The following is a 17,797-nucleotide window of genomic DNA, read 5'->3' as shown; positions in this document are numbered from 1 at the left end:
GGAGTTCCCGGTCCGCCGGGTAAAGCTCGCGCCAAGGTTCGGTCGGGCGTGCCCGCGCTAAGGTCGCGGCATGGCGCACGACTTCCCTCACTTCGGCGACTTCTCGCAACCGGGCGGCGACTCGGGCCCGACCCGGCAGACCGTCCTCACCCTGGTCGAGGCCCGGCTGACCGGCACCTTCGGCGAACCCACCGGCCGGGCCGCCGTCACCTTCGTCGGCGCGGACCGGATCGAGGTGCTGCGGTTCGGCCCCGACGCCGACGGCCTGGTCCGGTACGCGACGCTCGGCATGGCGGCCGCCCCGATGGCCGACCCGACCTCCGCGGTCGTCGACCCGGTGCGCGGCCCGCGCGCCGAACTGGTGCTGACCGTCCGCGGCGGCCGCGACGAGGCGCACAAGGCGCTCGCGGTGTTCGCCGCCAGCCCGCAGGTCGAGGGCCTGGTGGTGGCCCCCGGCGGCTCGCTCGACCTGGGCTCCCCGCTGTGGACCGGCGCCCCGTTCACCTCGGTGCTGGCCGCCGAGCCCGGCGGCCTGGTCGAGGACCTCGAACTCCCCGAGCCCGCCGACCCGGTGCGCTTCCTGCCGCTGCTGCCGATGACCCCCAACGAGGCCGCCTTCAAGCGCGTCCAGGGCGCCGAGGCCCTCCAGGAGCGCTGGCTGGGGCACGGCACCGACCTGCGCGACCCGGCCCGCCGCGGCGTCCCGCTGGACTGACCGCCCGCCGGGCGGCGGGGGTCAGCCGGTGATCGGCGCCGCCCCCGTCGCCTGCGCCAGCAGCTCCTCGTACGCGGCCGGATCGGTGGTGTGCTCGCCCAGCCGGACGGTCTTGCGGCTGCCGTGGTAGTCGCTGGAGCCGGTGGTGAACAGCCCCAACTCGGCGGCCAGGCCGCGCAGTCGGGCCCGCGCCCGGTCGTCGTGGTCGACGTGGTCGACCTCCAGGCCGCCCAGCCCGGCCGCCGCCAGCTCGGCGATCACCGCGTCCGGCACCGTCCGCCCGCGCTTGTCCGCCGCCGGGTGCGCGAACACCGGCACCCCGCCCGCGGCCCGGACCAGCCGCACCGCCACCACCGGGTCGGTCTCGTGCTTGCGGACGTCCGCCCGCCCGCCGTTGGCCAGCCACTCGGGCGTGAACGCGTCCGAGACGCCCGCCACCACGCCCGCCTCCACCAGCGCCGAGGCGATGTGCGGACGGCCCACCGAGCCGTCGCCCGCGATCCGCTGCACCTGCTCCCAGCTGATCGGCGCGCCCAGCTCCCGGCAGCGCTCCACGATCGCCCGCCCGCGCCGGAACCGGTCGGTGCGCACCAGCTCCCGCTCGGCCGCGAAGGCCGGCTCCGCCGGGTCGAACAGGTACGCCAGCAGGTGCATGCTGATGCCGTCCACCTGGCAGGACAGCTCCGCGCCCGGCACCAGCACCAGCCCCGTCCCGGCCACCGCGGCCGCCGCCTCCCCGTACCCGGCCACCGTGTCGTGGTCGGTCAGCGCCACCACGTCCAGGCCGGCGGCCACCGCGTTGGCCACCAGTTCGGCGGGGGAGTCGGTGCCGTCCGAGGCATTGCTGTGGGCGTGCAGATCGATGCGCATGCCGCCAAGGATAGGGAGCCGCCGCGGCCCGGACGCCGGACGGCCCGTCAGGGCGGGCCCGCGGCCCGCGAACTCGACCGCGGGCCGGGGGAGTTCAGCCCAGCAGGCGGGGAGTGAGCGCCCCGCAGGGCAGCAGGCCGAGTTCGGCGCCGGCGTCCCGCAGGTCGGTCAGCACCAGTTCGTCGTGCATCAGCAGCGCCGACTGCTCGGGCCAGGCGATCGCCCACAGCCACAGACCGCGCGCCTCGCCGACGTACACCGCGCGGTCGTCCGGCGCACCCGGCACGTGGAACATCGGGGTGGGGCGGCCCGCCGCCATCAGCTTGGCGTCGGCCGGCTTGTACAGCGCCACCGAGTCGCCCGGGTCCGGCCCGTCCAGCCCGGCGTAGCGGGCGCCCAGGCCGATGCCCAGCTCCTCGGCCACCAGCACCAGTTCGCCGAACCCGCCGAGCGGGGCCGGGCCGGAGCAGGCGACGGCGGTGGCCCGGGCGCCGGACAGGTCGTCCCCCGCGTGCGCGATGCCGGTGAACAGCCAGCCCACCGGCAGCGGCCAGGGCAGCCAGACCGGCACCTGGGAGCGGTTCACCGCGACGTTCAGCGCCTCGATGCTGGGGGGCAGCACGGGCTGCATCGGGTGCACGGCACCGTGCAGGTCGCACTGCCAGGTGTCGGAGAAGAGACCGGGGGCGCGGACCCGACCGGCGCACCTCGGGCAGCTTGGCTCGCCCCTCATAACCGACAACGGTCCTCCCTCCGGACTGCTGCGTCAAGGACGATCACCCGTAAGGAGTGCGTCACGAGTCGCCCCGGCAACGGCCCGGGTCCGGCAGAGGTGATGTCCCGGGCGGAGCACCGTCAAACCCCCGCAGGTCGGGGTGCCCGAACACACTGACGCCCCGTCGTCCCAGGGGTCTCCTGTGGTGACGGGGCGTCAGCCGGGTATCGGAACGTCGGACGACTCGGAGGTCGGTCCGCGTCCGCTCACACGGCCTTGCACGGCCGGATGTACAGGCGTTCGCCGGTCTGTGCGGCGGCCTTCAGGTACTCGGAGACGGTCTCCGCGTCGGCGATCAGCCGGTCGGTCTCCGTTCCCGCGTGATCCAGGCGGAGGATCTCGAAACGCATGGGCCTCTCCCTTCCCGTCCTCGGGCTCCGAGGCGGACTCGGCCGACGGTCGGCCACCGGCAGGTGGCTCGTCGGCGTTGACTGGGTCGGACGTCCGGCAGGTGCAGTCACCCGTCGTTCCCCCACTCTCAAGCAGGACTAGTTCAGCGGCACTTTCCCTAGCGGCACTGGAGGGGGGCTGTAGTGCCCCGTTGACCCACCGTGCCGCGACGCTGCTACCCGGCGGTTGCCCGCGGGTAAATCCGTGGTTTCGGCAGCCGGAGGAGGGTGCGGCCGCCGGAGGGTGTTGATCCCGGACGAAATCAAATATTACCCGAGCTAACGATTCTTGTCGCGTGAAAACCGGGGCCGACTTCTGAACGGACGTCAGGAGACCCGCCCGTGGCCAGGATCCGGCCGGAAACTCCCGCCGGCCCCGGCCGGGCCGCTCAGGCGGACCAGAACGCGGCCAGCGCCGCCGCCGTCTCGGCCGGCCGCTCCGCGTTCGGGGAGTGGCCCGCACCGGCCACCGTCCGCCGCACCGCGCCCAGCCGCTCCGCCATCAGCGACTGCTCCGGGACCGGCCAGGCGTAGTCCCGCTCGCCGGACAGCACCAGCTTCGGCAGGCCGACCGCCGCCAGCTCGTCCACCCGGTCCGGCGCCGACACCAGGTGCGCGGCCATCGCCTTCAGCGCCAGCGGGTGGTTCGCCAGCCAGCGGCGGTGCAGGAAGTCCGCGACCTCCGGGTCCAGCGGCGGCACCCGCTCGCCCTCCATCTGCCGCATCACCTGCCAGATCGACTCCAGGTCCATCGAGTCCAGCGCCTCCAGCAGCAGCGCCGTCCGGGCCGCCTCCACCGGGTCGATCGCCCCCGGGCCGGTCGACATCAGCGTCAACGACTCCCACGGCAGGTCGTCCGGGTCCGCGAGGACCGCCTCGCGCGCCACCTGCCCCCCGAACGAGTGCCCCAGCAGGTGCACCGGCCCGGCCGCCCCCAGCCCGGCCGTCACCGCCCGCACGTCCGCCCCCAGCGCCGCCACCGCGTACGCGGCCGGGTCGTCCGGGCCGTCGGACTCGTACTGGCCGCGCTGGTCCACCGCGACGGTCCGGAAACCGGCCTCCGCGAGCGGCTCCAGCAGCGCGATGAAGTCCTCCTTGCTGCCGGTGAACCCCGGCACCAGCACCGCCGTCCCCCGCACCGCCCCCGCGGGCTCCCCGCACAGCGCGGCCAGCCCCGCCACCCGGACCGTCCGCACGCACGACGGCAACTTCAAGAACGGCGGCGTACTCATCCGCTGCGGCCCCTCGTCTCTCCAGGTCGACCCGACACCGGCGCTCAGCCTACGGCCGCGCAACGGTCACCGGCGCCGACGCGCGAAGCGGGCCGCCCGGAGAGCCGCCCGAACGCCGCAGGGGAGGGACGACGCGTACGGTCGTCCCTCCCCTGCGGGGTGGTGCGGGTTACTTCTCGACGGCCTTGCGGGTCCGGCGCGGGGCCGGGATCTCCTCGGCCGTGGCGGCCGTGGCCTTCTTGACGGCCCGCTTGCGCGGCGCCGGGGCGGCAGCGGCCTCCTCGGTGGCGGGCGCCTCGGCGGCGACGGCCTTCTTGACGGCCCGCTTGCGCGGCGCGGGGGCGGCAGCGGCCTCCTCGACGGCGGCCGGGGCCTCGGTGGCGACGGCCTTCTTGGTGGCGCGCTTGCGCGGAGCCGGGGCCTCCTCGGCGGCCGGAGCCTCGGCGGCGACGGCCTTCTTGGTGGCCCGCTTGCGCGGCGCGGGGGCGGCAGCGGCCTCCTCGACGGCGGCCGGGGCCTCGGTGGCGACGGCCTTCTTGGTGGCGCGCTTACGAGGGGCCGGGACCTCCTCGGCGGCCGGAGCCTCGGCGGCGACAGCCTTCTTGGTGGCCCGCTTGCGCGGCGCCGGGGCGGCAGCGGCCTCCTCGACGGCGGCCGGAGCCTCGACGACGGCCGGAGCCTCGACGACGACCGGAGCCTCGACGACGACCGGAGCCTCGACGGCGGCCGGGGTCTCGATGGTGGCGGCGGCCTTCCTGACGACCCGCCGACGCGGCGCCGGGGCGGCAGCGGCCTCCTCGGCGACGACCGGAGCCTCGACGGCGACCGGGGTCTCGACGGTGGTGGCGGCCTTCCTGACGACCCGCCGACGCGGCGCCGGGGCGACAGCGGCCTCCTCGACGACGACCGGAGCCTTGGCAACGACCGGAGCCTCGACGACGGCCGGGGCCTCGACGGCGACGGTGGCAGCCTTCTTGGTGGTCCGCTTGCGCGGCGCCGGCGCGGCCGGCGCCTCCTCGACCGGGGTCACCAGGGACATGACCGGCTTGCGGACGGCCCGCCGCTGCGGCGTCCGGGAGCGGATCACCGGCTCGGCGGCGTCCACCACCGGCTCCGCGACGGCCGCCACGGGGGCAACAGCCTCGGTCACCGGCTCGGTCACCGGCTCGGCGACCGTCTCCACGGCCGGGGCGGCCGCCTTGCGGGCGCGCTTGCGCGGGGTGCGGGCGGGGGCCTCGGCGGCCGGAGCCTCGGTGACCGGGGCCTCCACCACGGCCGCGGCGGCCTCGACCGTCTCCACGGCCTCCACCGCGGCGGCGCCGCCGCCCCGGCGGTTGCGGCTGCGGCGGCGCGAGCTGCGGCCCTCCACCGGGGCGGCCGCGGGGCCGGTACCGGTGGCGGCGGGCTGCTGCTCGACGGCCGGGGTCTGGGTCTCGGGAGCGACGGTGCCCGCCGTGCCGACCGCGCTGCTGCCGCCACGGGTGCGGCGGCGCTCGCGGGAGCGGCGGGACGGACGCTCGGCGGGAGCCGGGGTCTCGGGGGCGGCGCCCCGTCCACCGCGGCTGTCCCGGCTGTCCCGACCGTCCCGGCTGTCCCGGCCGCTGCGCCCGCGCTGGCCGCGGCCGCCGGTCTCGCCGAGGTCCTCGACCTCTTCGGCGGCCAGGCCGGCCCGGGTGCGCTCGGAGCGGGGCAGGACGCCCTTGGTGCCGGGGGCGATCCGCAGCAGCTCGTAGAGGTGCGGCGAGCTGGAGTAGGTCTCCTCCGGGTCGTTGAACGGCAGGTCCAGCGCCTTGTTGATGAGCTGCCAGCGCGGGATGTCGTCCCAGTCGACCAGGGTGACGGCGGTGCCCGAGGCGCCGGCCCGGCCGGTGCGGCCGATCCGGTGCAGGTAGGTCTTCTCGTCGTCGGTGCACTGGTAGTTGATGACGTGCGTGACGCCCTCGACGTCGATGCCGCGGGCGGCGACGTCGGTGCAGACCAGGACGTCGACCTTGCCGTTGCGGAAGGCGCGCAGCGCCTGCTCGCGGGCGCCCTGGCCGAGGTCGCCGTGCACCGCGCCGGCCGCGAAGCCGCGCTTGGTGAGCTGCTCGGCGACGTCGGCGGTGGTGCGCTTGGTGCGGCAGAAGATCATCGCCAGGCCGCGGCCGTCGGCCTGCAGGATCCGGGAGACCATCTCGACCTTGTCGAGCGAGTGCGCACGGAAGATGTGCTGCTCGATGTTGGCGACGGTGGTGCCGGTGTCGTCCGGGGCGGCGGCGCGGATGTGGGTGGGCTGGCTCATGTACCGGCGGGCCAGCGAGATGACCTGGCCGGGCATGGTGGCGGAGAAGAGCAGGGTCTGCCGCTTGGCGGGCAGCATGGTGATGATCTTCTCGACGTCCGGCAGGAAGCCCAGGTCGAGCATCTCGTCGGCCTCGTCCAGCACCAGCGAGCGGACCTTGGACAGGTCGAGCTTGCGCTGCCCGGCCAGGTCGAGCAGGCGGCCGGGGGTGCCGACCACGATGTCGACGCCCTTCTTCAGGGCCTCGACCTGCGGCTCGTACGCGCGGCCGCCGTAGACGGCCAGCACGCGCACGTTGCGGACCTTGCCGGCGGTCTGCAGGTCGTTGGTGACCTGGGTGCACAGCTCGCGGGTGGGGACGACGATCAGGGCCTGCGGGCTCTCGGAGAGCTGCTCGGCGGTGGCCCGGCCGGCGGCGACGTCGGCCTGGACCACGACCCGCTCGATCAGCGGGAGGCCGAAGCCGAGGGTCTTGCCGGTGCCGGTCTTGGCCTGGCCGATGACGTCGTGACCGGTCAGCGCGACCGGCAGGGTCATCTCCTGGATCGGGAACGGGTGGACGATGCCGACGGCCTCCAGGGCCTCGGCGGTCTCCGCGAGGATCCCGAGTTCGCGGAAGGTCGTCTTGATGGGTTCGGCGGTGGTGGACAGGGTGCTGCCTCTTCCGTGTGGAGGGGCCGAGTGAACGCGTCCTGCCGTGCCCGGGCAGCCCCGTGGGGGCGCGTCGGGCGGGCGGCGCGGGGGAGGGCGTCCCGTTGACGGGTCGTGCGGCGCGCTGTCGGCGCGGTCCGCGGCGGCCCTCGCTCGGCCTGATGCGGTGCCTGGGCCCGAGGCTCGGGCCAGGTCGGAGCCGATCGGGTCTCCGACCGGGCATCCGCGTACGTGAGCGCCGGGTGCTGCACCGGGCGGCCGAACGCCGCCGGGCACGACTGCGCGGCCTGCCGTTGGACGGACCGGCCGCGCGGGTCTACACCTGGCCTCACTACCTACCATACAGTCAAGCGACGACTCGAACACGTGACGGCGGCTACTCCGACCGGCCGCGCCCGGGTGGCGGGGCGCCCGGAGGGCGGATCCGGCGGTGCGGTCGGTCTAAGGTCGTGGGCATGGAGACTCAGGAACCCGCCGACGGCCGCACCGACTCGATCGGGCCCTGGACGGCCCGGGCCGCCGACCCGCAGTACCGGGCGGCCGTGCTGGACCTGCTCGGCGCCCTCGCGTACGGCGAACTGAGCGCCTTCGAGCGGCTGGCCGAGGACGCCAAGTTCGCGCCCGGCCTCACGGAGAAGGCCGAGCTGGCCCGGATGGCCTCCGCCGAGTACCAGCACTTCCAGCTGCTGCACGACCGACTGGTCGAGGTCGGCGCCGACCCGGTCGCGGTGATGGAGCCGTTCGTCGAGCCGCTGGAGAACTTCCACCGGATGACCGCCCCGGCCGACTGGCTGGAGGGCCTGGTCAAGGCGTACGTCGGCGACGCGATCGCCACCGACTTCTACCGCGAGGTGGCCGTCCGGCTCGACGACGACACCCGGGACCTGGTGCTGCGGGTGATGTCCGACACCGGGCACGCCGGGTTCGCGGTCGAGCGGGTGCGGCAGGCGATCGCCGAGGACCGGCGGGTCGGCGGGCGGCTGGCGCTGTGGGGGCGGCGGCTGATGGGCGAGGCGCTCAGCCAGGCGCAGCGGGTGGTCGCCGAGCGCGACGCGCTGTCCAACCTGCTGGTCGGCGGGGCCGAGGTGCAGGGCTTCGACCTGGTCGAGGTCGGCAAGATGTTCAACCGGATCACCGAGACCCACACCAAGCGGATGGCGGCGCTGGGCCTGGCCTCCTGAGGCCGCCGGCGCCCCGGCCGGGCCGCGCGGGCCCGGCCGCTCAGCCGTGCCGGTGCCGCCCGCGCGGCAGCAGGTCGGGCCGGGCCGGCACCGTCACCAGCAGGACCGCCGCCACCACGGAGACCGCCAGCTGCACCGGCGGCAGCTGCCCGTCCAGCACGTAGCGGCTGATCCGGCCCGCCAGCACCGCCGCCACCAGGGCGGTGCCCACCGGCAGCGACCGCGGGCCGGGGAACAGCTCAGGCCGGGCCAGCAGGGCGCCGAACCCGACGGCCAGCCCGATCAGCACGAACGCGGTCGTCTCCCACACGGCTGCCTCCCGGGGCGTGCGCTGCTGCGACAGCACTCCGCCTACCCGCCCGGGCCCGCCGGTACGCACAGCACGGCGCCCCGCCCCCCGGGCGGGGGACGGGGCGCCGCAGCACGGGCTCAGAGCGTGCCGAAACCGACCTTGCGGACGGACGGCTCGCCGATCTCGACGTACGCCAGCCGCTCGGCCGGCACCAGCACCCGGCGGCCGTGCTCGTCGACCAGGGTGAACAGCTTCGAGGTGCCGTCCAGGGCCTTGGCGACCGCGTCCGCGACCTCTTCGGCAGATTGCGCGCTCTCCAGGACGATCTCCCGGTTCGCGTTCTGCACGCCGATCTTGACCTCCACGGCTTCCGTCCCTCCGGTAGCTGGCCGCGCGCGCCCCGACCGCGGTTCGCGGTGGGCGCGCCGTACGGGCATCACCTTAAGGCAGTGACCGGGCCGGGAGGCGAAGGTCGGGGTCCGGTCCGCTCAGGGCCGAATCCGCCGGTCAGTCGGCCTGCTCGGCCGAGCCCTCCTGGGCCGGGTGCATCGGGAAGCCCTTCAGGCCGCGCCAGGCCAGGCTGGCGACCAGCCGGACGGCCTCGTCGCGGGGGATCTCGCCGTCCTGGGTGAGCCAGTACCGGGCGGTGATCTGGGCCAGGCCGCAGACGCCGACCGCGAGCAGCTTGGCCTCGGCCTCGGGCAGGTCGGTGTCCTCGGCGATCACCTTGGAGACCAGGGTGGCGCTCAGGTCGGTGGCCCGGTCGACCCGCTCGCGCACCGCCGGGTCGTTGGTCAGGTCCGATTCGAAGACCAGCCGGAACGCGCCGGACTCGCTGGAGACGTAGTGGAAGTACGCCTCCATGGTGGCGGCGACCCGCTGCTTGTTGTCGTTGGTCGCCTCCAGCGCGGCCCGGGTGCCGTCGACCAGGGCGTCGCAGTGCTTGTCGAGCAGCGCGAGGTAGAGCTCGAGCTTGCCCGGGAAGTGCTGGTACAGCACCGGCTTGCTGACCCCGGCCCGCTCGGCGATGTCGTCCATCGCAGCGGCGTGGTAGCCCTGGGCGACGAACACCTCCTGGGCGGCTCCGAGCAGTTGCTCACGGCGGGCGCTTCGCGGCAGGCGGGCGCCGCGCGGACGCTCCTGCGCCTCTTGCATGGCCGTCACGGCGCTCCTCACTTCACGATCTGCGGTGGACTGGCACGGTGATTGATTCTACTTTTCGGTAACCCGTGCGTGCGCGGGTGAAGCCGAGTAAAGCGCACAACCGCCCTTGTCGGGACCCCACAATACGACCCGGGCCTCCCCTGTCCACGGGTCGAGACGGGCCCGTGACAGCACCACCACGGCCCCGTGACCAGGCCCGGCGGCCCGGCATCCCTCACTACCATCGTGCTCCATGAGCGCCCAGTACCCCCTCGCCGCCCTGGAGCCGCACCGCACCGTCGAGGTGCCCGGAGCGGCGCTGGCCGTCAGCCGCCACCGCGAACCCCGGGCCGACCTGCCGCCCGCGCTGTTCGTGCACGGGCTCGGCGGCTCCGCCGACAACTGGCTGGAACTCCTCGACCGGCTCGCGGACGACGTCGACGGCGAGGCCGTGGACCTGCCCGGCTTCGGCCACTCCGCCCCGCCGCTGGACGGCAACCTGTCGCTCTCCGGGCACGTGAGGGCCGTCATCGGGTACCTGGAGGAGACCGACCGGGGGCCGGTGCACCTGTTCGGCAACTCGCTCGGCGGCGCCGTCGCCGTCCGGCTCGCGGCGCTCCGGCCCGACCTGGTGCGCAGCCTCACCCTGATCTCCCCGGCCCTGCCCGAACTGCCCCCGCAGCGCACCGCCTGGTCCACCGGGCTGCTGGCGGTGCCCGGGGTGGCCGAGCTGGTCCGCCGCCGCGGCCCGGCCGCCGACCCGGAGACCGCCACCGCGGACCTGCTGAGGCTGGTCTACGCCGACCCGACCGGCATCCCGGCCGACCGCCGGGCCCGCGCGGTCGCCGAGTACCGCCGCCGCACCGCGCTCCCGTACGCGCTGGGCGTGCTGGCCGCCTCCGCGCGCGGGATCGTCGGCGCGTACACCGAGCGCGGCGAGCAGTCGCTGTGGCGGCAGGCCGAGCAGGTGCCGGTGCCGGTGCTGCTGGTCTACGGGCTCAAGGACAAGCTGGTCTCCTACCGCTCCGCCCGGCGGGCCTGCGCCGCGTTCCGGGACGCCCGGCTGCTGGTGCTGCCCGACTCCGGGCACGTGGCGATGCTGGAGCACCCCGAGCCGGTGGCCCGCGCGGTGCGGGAGCTGCTCGCGGAGGTCGACGGGCGGGGCTGAGCGGCGGGCCCGGGAACGGGCCCGGCCGGGCGCACGCGGGGCGCACGGGGCGCGAAGGCGGAAAACGGAACGGGGACGCGCGAGGTCACGGGCGTTCACTCGATGGTGTGGCAAGCCGGGCCGGGCCCCTAGGGGGCTCGGCCCGGCGCTCTACCTTCGTGTTGTCGGACCGAACAGGTGTGGGGGGCGAGACGGCGAGGGCGGTGGCCGCGGGGAGCGGGCACCGGCCGGACGGCCGTCGAGCACGGACGCACTCCCCTGTGTCGTAGGGCCGTGAACCCAGTCGAAACGCTCTGTCCTGGAGGCGTCGTGCGCATCGCTCTGCTCACCGAGGGCACCCTCACCACCGCGCAGCGTGGCGAAGGGGGCTGGTGCGGCCGCCTGGTCGACGGCCTGCCCGAGCACGAGTTCCGGCTCTACCGGCTGCTGCCCGCCGACCGCCCGGCCCCGCCCAGCGGCGTCCGCGGCCTGCACGGCGTCCACGAACTGCCCATGTGGGGCCGCCGCCCCGGCGGGCGCGGGCCGACCGCGCTGCGCCGCCGGGCCTACCTCAAGGCGTACGAGGAACTGGTCCGCGCCCTGGTGACGCCCGGCGAGCGGGCCGGGTTCGGGCCCGCGCTGTACCGGCTGGCCGCGCTCGGGCGGGAGGACGAGGCGCTGCCCGCGTTCCTCGCCTCCGGCCACGCGCACCGCGCGCTGGAGCGGATCTGGCGGATGCCCGGCGCCGACACCGCGGGCGGCCAGCCGCTGGTCTGCGACGTGCTGGTCGCCGCCGACCTGCTGGAGCAGTGCCTGCGGCCGCTGTCCGCGCCCTGGTACGGCACCGGCCCGGCCGGGCTCGGCGGCGCCGACCTGTGCCACGTGGTCGGCGGCGGCCCGGCCGCGCTGCCCGCGCTGGTCGCCCGCGAACTGCACGGCGTGCCGTTCGTGGTCACCGAGCACGGCCTGCACCTGCGCGAGCAGTACCGCGGCTACCGCAGCGCCCCCTACCGCTGGCCGGTGCGCGCGCTGCTGCTGTCCTTCTTCCGGCAGCTCACCGAGGAGACCTACCGGCGGGCCGCGGTGCTCACCCCCGGCAGCGACTACGACCGGCAGTGGCAGCAGCGCTGCGGCGGCGACCCGGCCCGCACCCGGATCGTCCACGAGGGCACCACCGCCACCGGACGGCCCGCCGCCGGACCGGAGCCCGCCGCGCCCACCCTGGTCTGGGCCGGCGCGCTGGAGCCCGGCCGCGACCCCGAGCTGATGCTGCACGCCTTCGCCCGGGTCCGGGCCGAACTGCCCGCCGCCCGGCTGCGGATGTACGGCGAGGAGGGCGCGCCCGGCTACCTCGCGCACTGCACCGCGATCGCCGAACGGCTCGGCGTCGCGGAGGCCGTCGAGTTCGCCGGGCGGCCCGCCTCCACCGCCGAGGCCTGGGCGGCCGGCAGCGCCGTGGTGTTCAGCGCCCTCGCCCAGCGCAGCCCCCGGCCGCTCGCCGACGCGATGCTCAGCGGCCGGGCGGTGGTCGCCACCGAGGTCGGCGTCGCCCGCGAGGTGCTCGGCCCCACCGGGCTGCTGGTGCCGCCGCGCAGCCCGCGCGCCCTGGCCGCGGCCTGCCTGGCCCTGCTCACCGACCACGAGCGGCGCTCCCGGCTCGGCCTGGCCGGCCGGCTGCGGGCGCAGGAACGCTTCGCCGTGGAACCCGTGGTCGGCGCCTTCCGCGAGATCTACCTCGACCTGGTCTCCCGCTACCCCGCCTTCCCGGCCCGCCCCGGCGCGCCGGTCCGGCCGTTCGCCCGCCCCGCCGAGTACTGGGTGGCCGGGACGGTCGGCGCGGCCGGCGGGGAGACCCCGGTGCCGGCCGCCGAGACCCCGGCCGAGCGGACCGGGCGGCCCGAACGGACCGTGCGGACCGCCGCCGGGCCGGCCCTCGCGGAGGCGCTGTGACCGGCACGCCCGCCGACCCCGTCCGCGAACTCCTGGACGCCAACCGGGACTTGTGCGAGCAGGCGGTCGACCCGCTGGAGATCGCCGCCGCCCTGGAGGACTCCGGCCTGGCCACCGACGGCGCCGCCCGCTACCGGCACGCCGACGTCTTCGGCCTCGCCGAGGAGCTGTACGCCCGGGTCCCGCGCCGCCCGCCGGTCCGCGAACCGCTGCCGCCCGCCGAACCGCTGCGCGCCCTGCCGCTCGCCGCCCTGCGCGGCGCCGGCGCCCACCTGCTGCCGCTGCTGCCCGCGACCGTCCCCGGCGGGCTGGCCGGCGGGGCGCTCGCGGTGCTGGCCGGCGCGGGCGCGGGCGCGCTCACCGCCCGGCGGGGCGGGGGAGCGGGACCGGACGGTGCCGTCGGCCGGGCCGCCGTGCCGTGGGCCGCGCTCGGACAGGGCGCCGGCACCGGACTGCTGCTGGCGCTGCTCGCCGCCGCCGCGCCCGGGGCCGCACCGGCCGCCGGGCTCGGCGGGGCCGCCGCGGGCTGGGCGGCGGCCTGGCTGCGCCGGTTCGGTCGGCGACAGGGCGGGGCCGCCACGCTGGGGGAGTTCCGCTCCCGGCTGCGGTTCGCGCTGCCGCTGGCCGTGCTGGCGCAGCTGGCCGTCCTCGCCGGACTCGGCCGGGCCGCGGCCGGCGGCACGTCCGCCACCGGGTGGGCCGCGCTGCTGGTGCTCGGCACCCTGCCGCTGCTGGCCGGGGTGGTCCGCGACGCGGGCCGCCCGGGCGCCGCCGCGGGCGCGGTCCTCACCGCGGCCGCGGGCGCCGCGCTGCTGGCCCTGCCCGGCCCGGCGCGCTGGCTGGACGCCTCGCCGTCCGGCGGGCTGGCGGCGGCGGCCCTCGGGCCCGCCCTGCTGCTGGCGGGCTGCGGCTGGCCGCCGTCCACCCGGCCGGGGGCGTACCGGTGAGGGCCGCCGCGGCGGGCCGGGTGGTCCGGCGCGCCGATCAGATCTCGTTCCGCCCGGCGGGTGCCGGGCCTGAGGGAAGGACTTGGACCCGATGAGGGTGCTGCTGCTGGGGGCCGACGGGTTCATCGGCCGGCGGGTGGCCGACCGGCTGCTGGCGGAGGAGGGGCTCCAGGTGACCGTGCTGGGCCGGGGCGATTCCGCCGACATCCGGTTCGACCTGGCCGCGGGGAGCCCGGGCGCGCTGGCCCGGTTCCTGGACGCGGTCGCCGCCCAGGTGGTGATCAACTGCGCGGGCGCCACGTACGGGACGTCACGGACCCTGATCCGGTCCAACACGCTCGCGGTGGCCACGGTCTGCGAGGCGATCCGGCGCAGCCGGGAGCCCGCGCGGCTGGTGCACGTGGGCTCGGCGGCCGAGTACGGGCCGGCGCAGCCCGGCGGGCCGATCCCGGAGAGCGCGGAGCCGCGGCCGGTGGGTCCGTACGGGGTGTCGAAGCTGGCGGGCACCGAGCTGGTGCTGAACTCCGGGCTGGACGCGCTGGTGCTGCGGGTGTTCGACGTGGTGGGGCCGGGCGCGCCGACGGCCTCGCTGTTCGGGCGGCTGGCGGAGGGCCTGCGGCGGGCGCTGGAGCAGGACGAGAGCCAGGTGCGGATGCCCGACCTGTCCGGCTACCGGGACTTCGTGGACGTCCGGGACGTGGCGCGGGCGATCCAGGCGGCGGCGGTCTCGGCCGCCACCGGGGTGATCAACATCGGCTCCGGCCACGCCGTCCGGGCCCGGGACGCGGCGCACCTGCTGGTGCGGGCGTCCGGCTTCGAGGGCACCGTCACCGAGGACGCCCGGCAGGTGGTGCTGCCCGCGCAGCAGGCGGGCGCGGAGGGGCTGCGGGCGGCGGAGGCCCGGACGGTGGTGGAGCCGGTGCAGTGGCGGCAGGCCGACGTCCGGACCGCCCGGGACCGTCTCGGATGGCGGACGCAGGTGCCGTTGGAGGAGTCGCTGGGGGACGTCTGGCTGGAGACCGCCTGCCGGGTGTGATCCGGAACGGCCGGGCCTGACCAGGGGGTTGGCCCGGACGGCGGGGGTCTCGGCATCCGGTGTCGCGCATCTCACCCACTGGACCCACTGTCTTGGAATACCCCGGGCGCGTGACACTGTTGGCGTAGTCGAACAGAACCTGACGACCATCGGAGTCCCCGTGTCGCTGCCACCCCTGGTCGAGCCCGCCGCCGAGCTCACCGTCGAAGAGGTCCGCCGGTACTCCCGCCACCTGATCATCCCCGACGTGGGCATGGACGGGCAGAAGCGGCTGAAGAACGCCAAGGTGCTGTGCGTCGGCGCCGGCGGCCTCGGGTCCCCGGCCCTGATGTACATGGCCGCCGCCGGTGTCGGCACGCTCGGCATCATCGAGTTCGACACGGTCGACGAGTCGAACCTGCAGCGCCAGATCATCCACGGCCAGTCCGACATCGGCCGCTCCAAGGCCCAGTCCGCGCGGGACTCGGTCAAGGAGATCAACCCGCTGGTCGAGGTGATCCTGCACGAGGAGCGCCTGGACAACGACAACGTGATGGAGATCTTCTCCGGCTACGACCTGATCGTCGACGGCACCGACAACTTCGCCACCCGGTACCTGGTCAACGACGCCGCGGTGCTGCTCGGCAAGCCGTACGTGTGGGGTTCGATCTACCGCTTCGACGGCCAGGCCAGCGTGTTCTGGGCCGAGCACGGCCCCTGCTACCGCTGCCTCTACCCGGAGGCCCCGCCGCCGGGCATGGTCCCGTCCTGCGCCGAGGGCGGCGTGCTCGGCGTGCTGTGCGCCTCGATCGGCTCGATCCAGGTCAACGAGGCGATCAAGCTGCTGGCCGGCATCGGCGAGCCGCTGGTCGGCCGGCTGATGATCTACGACGCCCTGGAGATGCAGTACCGCTCGGTGAAGGTCCGCAAGGACCCGAACTGCGCCCTCTGCGGCGAGAACCCGACCGTCACCGGCCTGATCGACTACGAGTCGTTCTGCGGCGTCGTCTCGGAGGAGGCCAGCGCGGCCGCCGTCGGCTCCACGATCACCTCCAAGCAGCTCAAGGAGTGGATCGACAACGGCGAGGCGATCGACATCATCGACGTCCGCGAGGTCAACGAGTACGAGATCGTCTCGATCCCGGGCGCCCGACTGATCCCGAAGAACGAGTTCCTGATGGGCAACGCCCTGCAGGACCTGCCGCAGGACAAGCGCATCGTGCTGCACTGCAAGACCGGCGTGCGCTCCGCCGAGGTCCTCGCGGTGCTCAAGTCCGCGGGCTTCGCGGACGCCGTGCACCTGGGCGGCGGCGTGATCGGCTGGGTCAACCAGATCGAGCCGGAGAAGCCCGTCTACTGACGGACGCCCGCTGTCGAGACCGCCCGGTCGGGGAGTTCCCCGGCCGGGCGGTCTCGTGCGTTCAGCAGGAGGCGGCGGGGGAGGCGAGGCCGAGCAGGGCGCCGGTGCGGTGCATCAGGTGGTCGAAGTACGCCCCGGGGTCGGTGGTGATCCGGGCGAGGTGGCCGAACAGCTCCAGGGCGAGCGCGCCCAGCAGGTCGCTCCAGGCGGCCAGGGCGGAGACCACCAGGTGCGCGGGGGTGCCGGGGGGCAGCCGGTCCAGCAGCGGGGCGAGCGCGGCCCGGGCCGGGGCGGGGACGGCCGGGTCGCCGAGCGGGCGGTAGGCGCCCGCGGCGGCGGCCTCCTGGAAGAGCCGGCCGATCAGCAGCGGCAGCCGGGTGCCGGGCCCGGTGGTGTCCTCGGGTGCGGTGTAGCCGGGCACGGGGGAGCCGTGGACCAGCGCGAACTCGTGCGGGTGGGCCAGGGCCCAGTCGCGGACGGCCCGGCAGACGGCCAGCCAGCGGTCCGCGTGGTCGGTGCCGTCGAACGGGTCGGCGGCGGCGTCCGCGGCCTCGCCCAGCGCGTCGTAGGCGTCCGCGATCAGCGCGGTCAGCAGGGCGTCGCGGCCCGGGTAGTAGCGGTAGAGCGCGGAGGCGGAGACCAGGCCCACGTCCTTGGCGAGCGTCCGCATGGAGAGGCCGGCGGGCCCGTGCTCGGCCAGGTGGCGGCGGGCGGCGTCCTTGATCTCGCGGGTGAACTCGGCGCGGACCCGCTCGCGGGGGGTGGGGGCCTTCGGCATGCCGGCCATCCTCGCAGCGGGCGAGAACGGGCGCAACATTCGAGTACGTCGTTCTCTTCCGAGAACGGTGTTCTTGACAGCGGGCGCGGCGGGGCGCCAGGCTGTGGAGCGAGCGAGAACACGGTTCTCCCCGACTCCGAGCGGAGCGTTCCCATGAGCAAGCACCTGATCGTCGGCGCCGGCCCGGTCGGCTCGGCCGCCGCCCGCCTGCTCGCCGACCGCGGCGAGGAGGTCGTGGTCGTCACCCGCACCGGGGCCGCCGCCGGCCCGCTCGACGGCGTCCGCCGCCTGCACCTGGACGCCGCCGACACCGCGGCGCTCACCGCCGCCGCCGAGGGCGCCGCCGCGCTCTACAACTGCGCCAACCCGCCCTACCACCGCTGGGCCGAGGTCTGGCCGCCGCTCGCCGCGTCCCTGCTGACCGCCGCCGAACGGACCGGCGCGGTGCTCGCCACCGTCTCCAACCTGTACGGCTACGGCGCGGTGGACGGCCCGATGAGCCCCGACAGCCCGCTGCGGCCCGTCTCCGTCAAGGGCGGGGTCCGGGCCGCGATGTGGCGCGAGGCGCTCGCCGCGCACCGGGACGGCAGGGTCCGGGCCACCGAGGTCCGCGGCTCCGACTACCTCGGCCCCGGCGTCACCGCCGCCCTGGACGGCCGGGCGTTCGGCCGCGCGCTGGCCGGCCGCACCGTCCAGGTCCTCGGCGACCCGGACGCCCCGCACAGCTGGACCTCCCCCGCGGACGCCGCCCGCCTGCTGGTCACCGTCGCCGCCGAGGAGCGGGCCTGGGGCCGGGCCTGGCACGTGCCGAGCAACCCGCCGCGCAGCCAGCGCCAGGTCGTCGCCGACCTGTGCGCGGCGGCGGGCCGCCCCGCGCCGAAGGTCACCGCGATCCCCGGCCCGGTGCTGGCCCTGCTCGGGCTGGTCAACCCGACGGTCCGCGCCGTCCGCGAGACGGCCTACCAGTTCGAGCGGCCGTTCGTCATCGACGACACCGCCACCCGGGAGGCGTTCGGGCTGGAGCCGCGGCCGTGGGAGCGGATCGTCGCCGGGCTGCTCCCGTAGCGCCCC

17 protein-coding genes are annotated in these 17,797 nt (G+C 76.0%); 8 read left to right on the top strand and 9 right to left on the bottom strand.

Annotation, left to right across the window (positions count from 1 at the left end; all coding sequences use genetic code 11):
* Positions 1–70: 70 nt before the first annotated feature.
* Entirely contained in the window at positions 71–715 is a 645-nt protein-coding gene (locus EDD39_RS01860) for a suppressor of fused domain protein (RefSeq protein WP_244256569.1), read from the top strand.
* A 21-nt stretch (positions 716–736) separates the two neighbouring features.
* Here the strand turns inward: EDD39_RS01860 and EDD39_RS01855 are convergent, their stop codons facing one another.
* The 5 genes from EDD39_RS01855 to EDD39_RS01840 all read right to left on the bottom strand — a co-directional run bounded on the left by EDD39_RS01855 (position 737) and on the right by EDD39_RS01840 (position 6,799).
* Positions 737–1,585 carry a PHP domain-containing protein gene (locus tag EDD39_RS01855; RefSeq protein ID WP_123553061.1) on the bottom strand — a complete coding sequence of 283 codons (849 nt, stop codon included), beginning with the start codon at positions 1,583–1,585 and terminating at the stop codon, positions 737–739.
* Positions 1,586–1,679: 94 nt separating this feature from the next.
* Positions 1,680–2,318, bottom strand: a complete 639-nt coding sequence (locus EDD39_RS01850) for a DUF6758 family protein (protein ID WP_014137947.1) — start codon at positions 2,316–2,318, stop codon at positions 1,680–1,682.
* Positions 2,319–2,566: 248 nt separating this feature from the next.
* On the bottom strand, positions 2,567–2,710 hold the full coding sequence (locus EDD39_RS39205) for a hypothetical protein (RefSeq protein WP_162869915.1): 144 nt from the start codon (positions 2,708–2,710) through the stop codon (positions 2,567–2,569).
* 428 nt (positions 2,711–3,138) lie between these two features.
* Positions 3,139–3,981 (bottom strand): alpha/beta fold hydrolase, encoded by an 843-nt coding sequence (locus EDD39_RS01845; RefSeq protein WP_123553060.1) that lies wholly within the window; start codon positions 3,979–3,981, stop codon positions 3,139–3,141.
* A 169-nt stretch (positions 3,982–4,150) separates the two neighbouring features.
* Positions 4,151–6,799, bottom strand: coding sequence for a DEAD/DEAH box helicase (locus EDD39_RS01840; RefSeq protein ID WP_425269630.1), 2,649 nt, complete (start codon positions 6,797–6,799; stop codon positions 4,151–4,153).
* 569 nt (positions 6,800–7,368) lie between these two features.
* On the opposite strand from EDD39_RS01840, the gene EDD39_RS01835 reads away from it, so the two are divergent.
* Positions 7,369–8,094, top strand: coding sequence for a ferritin-like fold-containing protein (locus EDD39_RS01835; protein ID WP_244256568.1), 726 nt, complete (start codon positions 7,369–7,371; stop codon positions 8,092–8,094).
* Between the two features lie 40 nt (positions 8,095–8,134).
* Here the strand turns inward: EDD39_RS01835 and EDD39_RS01830 are convergent, their stop codons facing one another.
* The 3 genes from EDD39_RS01830 to EDD39_RS01820 form a co-directional block, all read right to left on the bottom strand.
* Positions 8,135–8,404 (bottom strand): hypothetical protein, encoded by a 270-nt coding sequence (locus EDD39_RS01830; RefSeq protein WP_030459952.1) that lies wholly within the window; start codon positions 8,402–8,404, stop codon positions 8,135–8,137.
* Between the two features lie 119 nt (positions 8,405–8,523).
* Positions 8,524–8,751: a DUF3107 domain-containing protein gene (locus EDD39_RS01825; RefSeq protein ID WP_030459953.1), complete on the bottom strand. Its 228-nt coding sequence runs from the start codon at positions 8,749–8,751 to the stop codon at positions 8,524–8,526.
* Between the two features lie 142 nt (positions 8,752–8,893).
* Positions 8,894–9,541, bottom strand: coding sequence for a TetR/AcrR family transcriptional regulator (locus EDD39_RS01820; protein WP_035955088.1), 648 nt, complete (start codon positions 9,539–9,541; stop codon positions 8,894–8,896).
* 241 nt (positions 9,542–9,782) lie between these two features.
* Between EDD39_RS01820 and EDD39_RS01815 the strand changes: the two genes are divergently transcribed.
* The 5 genes from EDD39_RS01815 to moeZ all read left to right on the top strand — a co-directional run bounded on the left by EDD39_RS01815 (position 9,783) and on the right by moeZ (position 15,948).
* The gene (locus tag EDD39_RS01815) at positions 9,783–10,697 is read left to right on the top strand and encodes an alpha/beta fold hydrolase (protein WP_123553058.1); all 915 of its coding nucleotides are present in this window, start codon (positions 9,783–9,785) and stop codon (positions 10,695–10,697) included.
* A 309-nt stretch (positions 10,698–11,006) separates the two neighbouring features.
* The gene (locus EDD39_RS01810; RefSeq protein ID WP_162869914.1) at positions 11,007–12,626 is read left to right on the top strand and encodes a DUF3492 domain-containing protein; all 1,620 of its coding nucleotides are present in this window, start codon (positions 11,007–11,009) and stop codon (positions 12,624–12,626) included.
* Entirely contained in the window at positions 12,623–13,573 is a 951-nt protein-coding gene (locus tag EDD39_RS01805) for a hypothetical protein (RefSeq protein WP_123553056.1), read from the top strand. Before EDD39_RS01810 ends, EDD39_RS01805 begins: the two co-directional genes overlap by 4 nt.
* A gap of 91 nt (positions 13,574–13,664) precedes the next feature.
* A complete protein-coding gene (locus tag EDD39_RS01800; RefSeq protein WP_123553055.1) occupies positions 13,665–14,609 on the top strand; it encodes an NAD-dependent epimerase/dehydratase family protein in 945 nt (314 codons plus the stop codon).
* Positions 14,610–14,769: 160 nt separating this feature from the next.
* Positions 14,770–15,948 carry an adenylyltransferase/sulfurtransferase MoeZ gene (gene moeZ / locus EDD39_RS01795; RefSeq protein WP_030459959.1) on the top strand — a complete coding sequence of 393 codons (1,179 nt, stop codon included), beginning with the start codon at positions 14,770–14,772 and terminating at the stop codon, positions 15,946–15,948.
* Positions 15,949–16,009: 61 nt separating this feature from the next.
* Here the strand turns inward: moeZ and EDD39_RS01790 are convergent, their stop codons facing one another.
* The gene (locus EDD39_RS01790) at positions 16,010–16,726 is read right to left on the bottom strand and encodes a TetR/AcrR family transcriptional regulator (RefSeq protein WP_123553054.1); all 717 of its coding nucleotides are present in this window, start codon (positions 16,724–16,726) and stop codon (positions 16,010–16,012) included.
* Positions 16,727–16,879: 153 nt separating this feature from the next.
* On the opposite strand from EDD39_RS01790, the gene EDD39_RS01785 reads away from it, so the two are divergent.
* Positions 16,880–17,791 (top strand): NAD-dependent epimerase/dehydratase family protein, encoded by a 912-nt coding sequence (locus EDD39_RS01785; protein WP_123553053.1) that lies wholly within the window; start codon positions 16,880–16,882, stop codon positions 17,789–17,791.
* Positions 17,792–17,797 lie beyond the last annotated feature (6 nt).

Source organism: Kitasatospora cineracea, from assembly GCF_003751605.1.
Taxonomy (GTDB): Bacteria; Actinomycetota; Actinomycetes; order Streptomycetales; family Streptomycetaceae; genus Kitasatospora; species Kitasatospora cineracea.
Note: the sequence above shows the minus strand (reverse complement) of the source record. Positions and strands in the feature narration are given on the sequence as shown.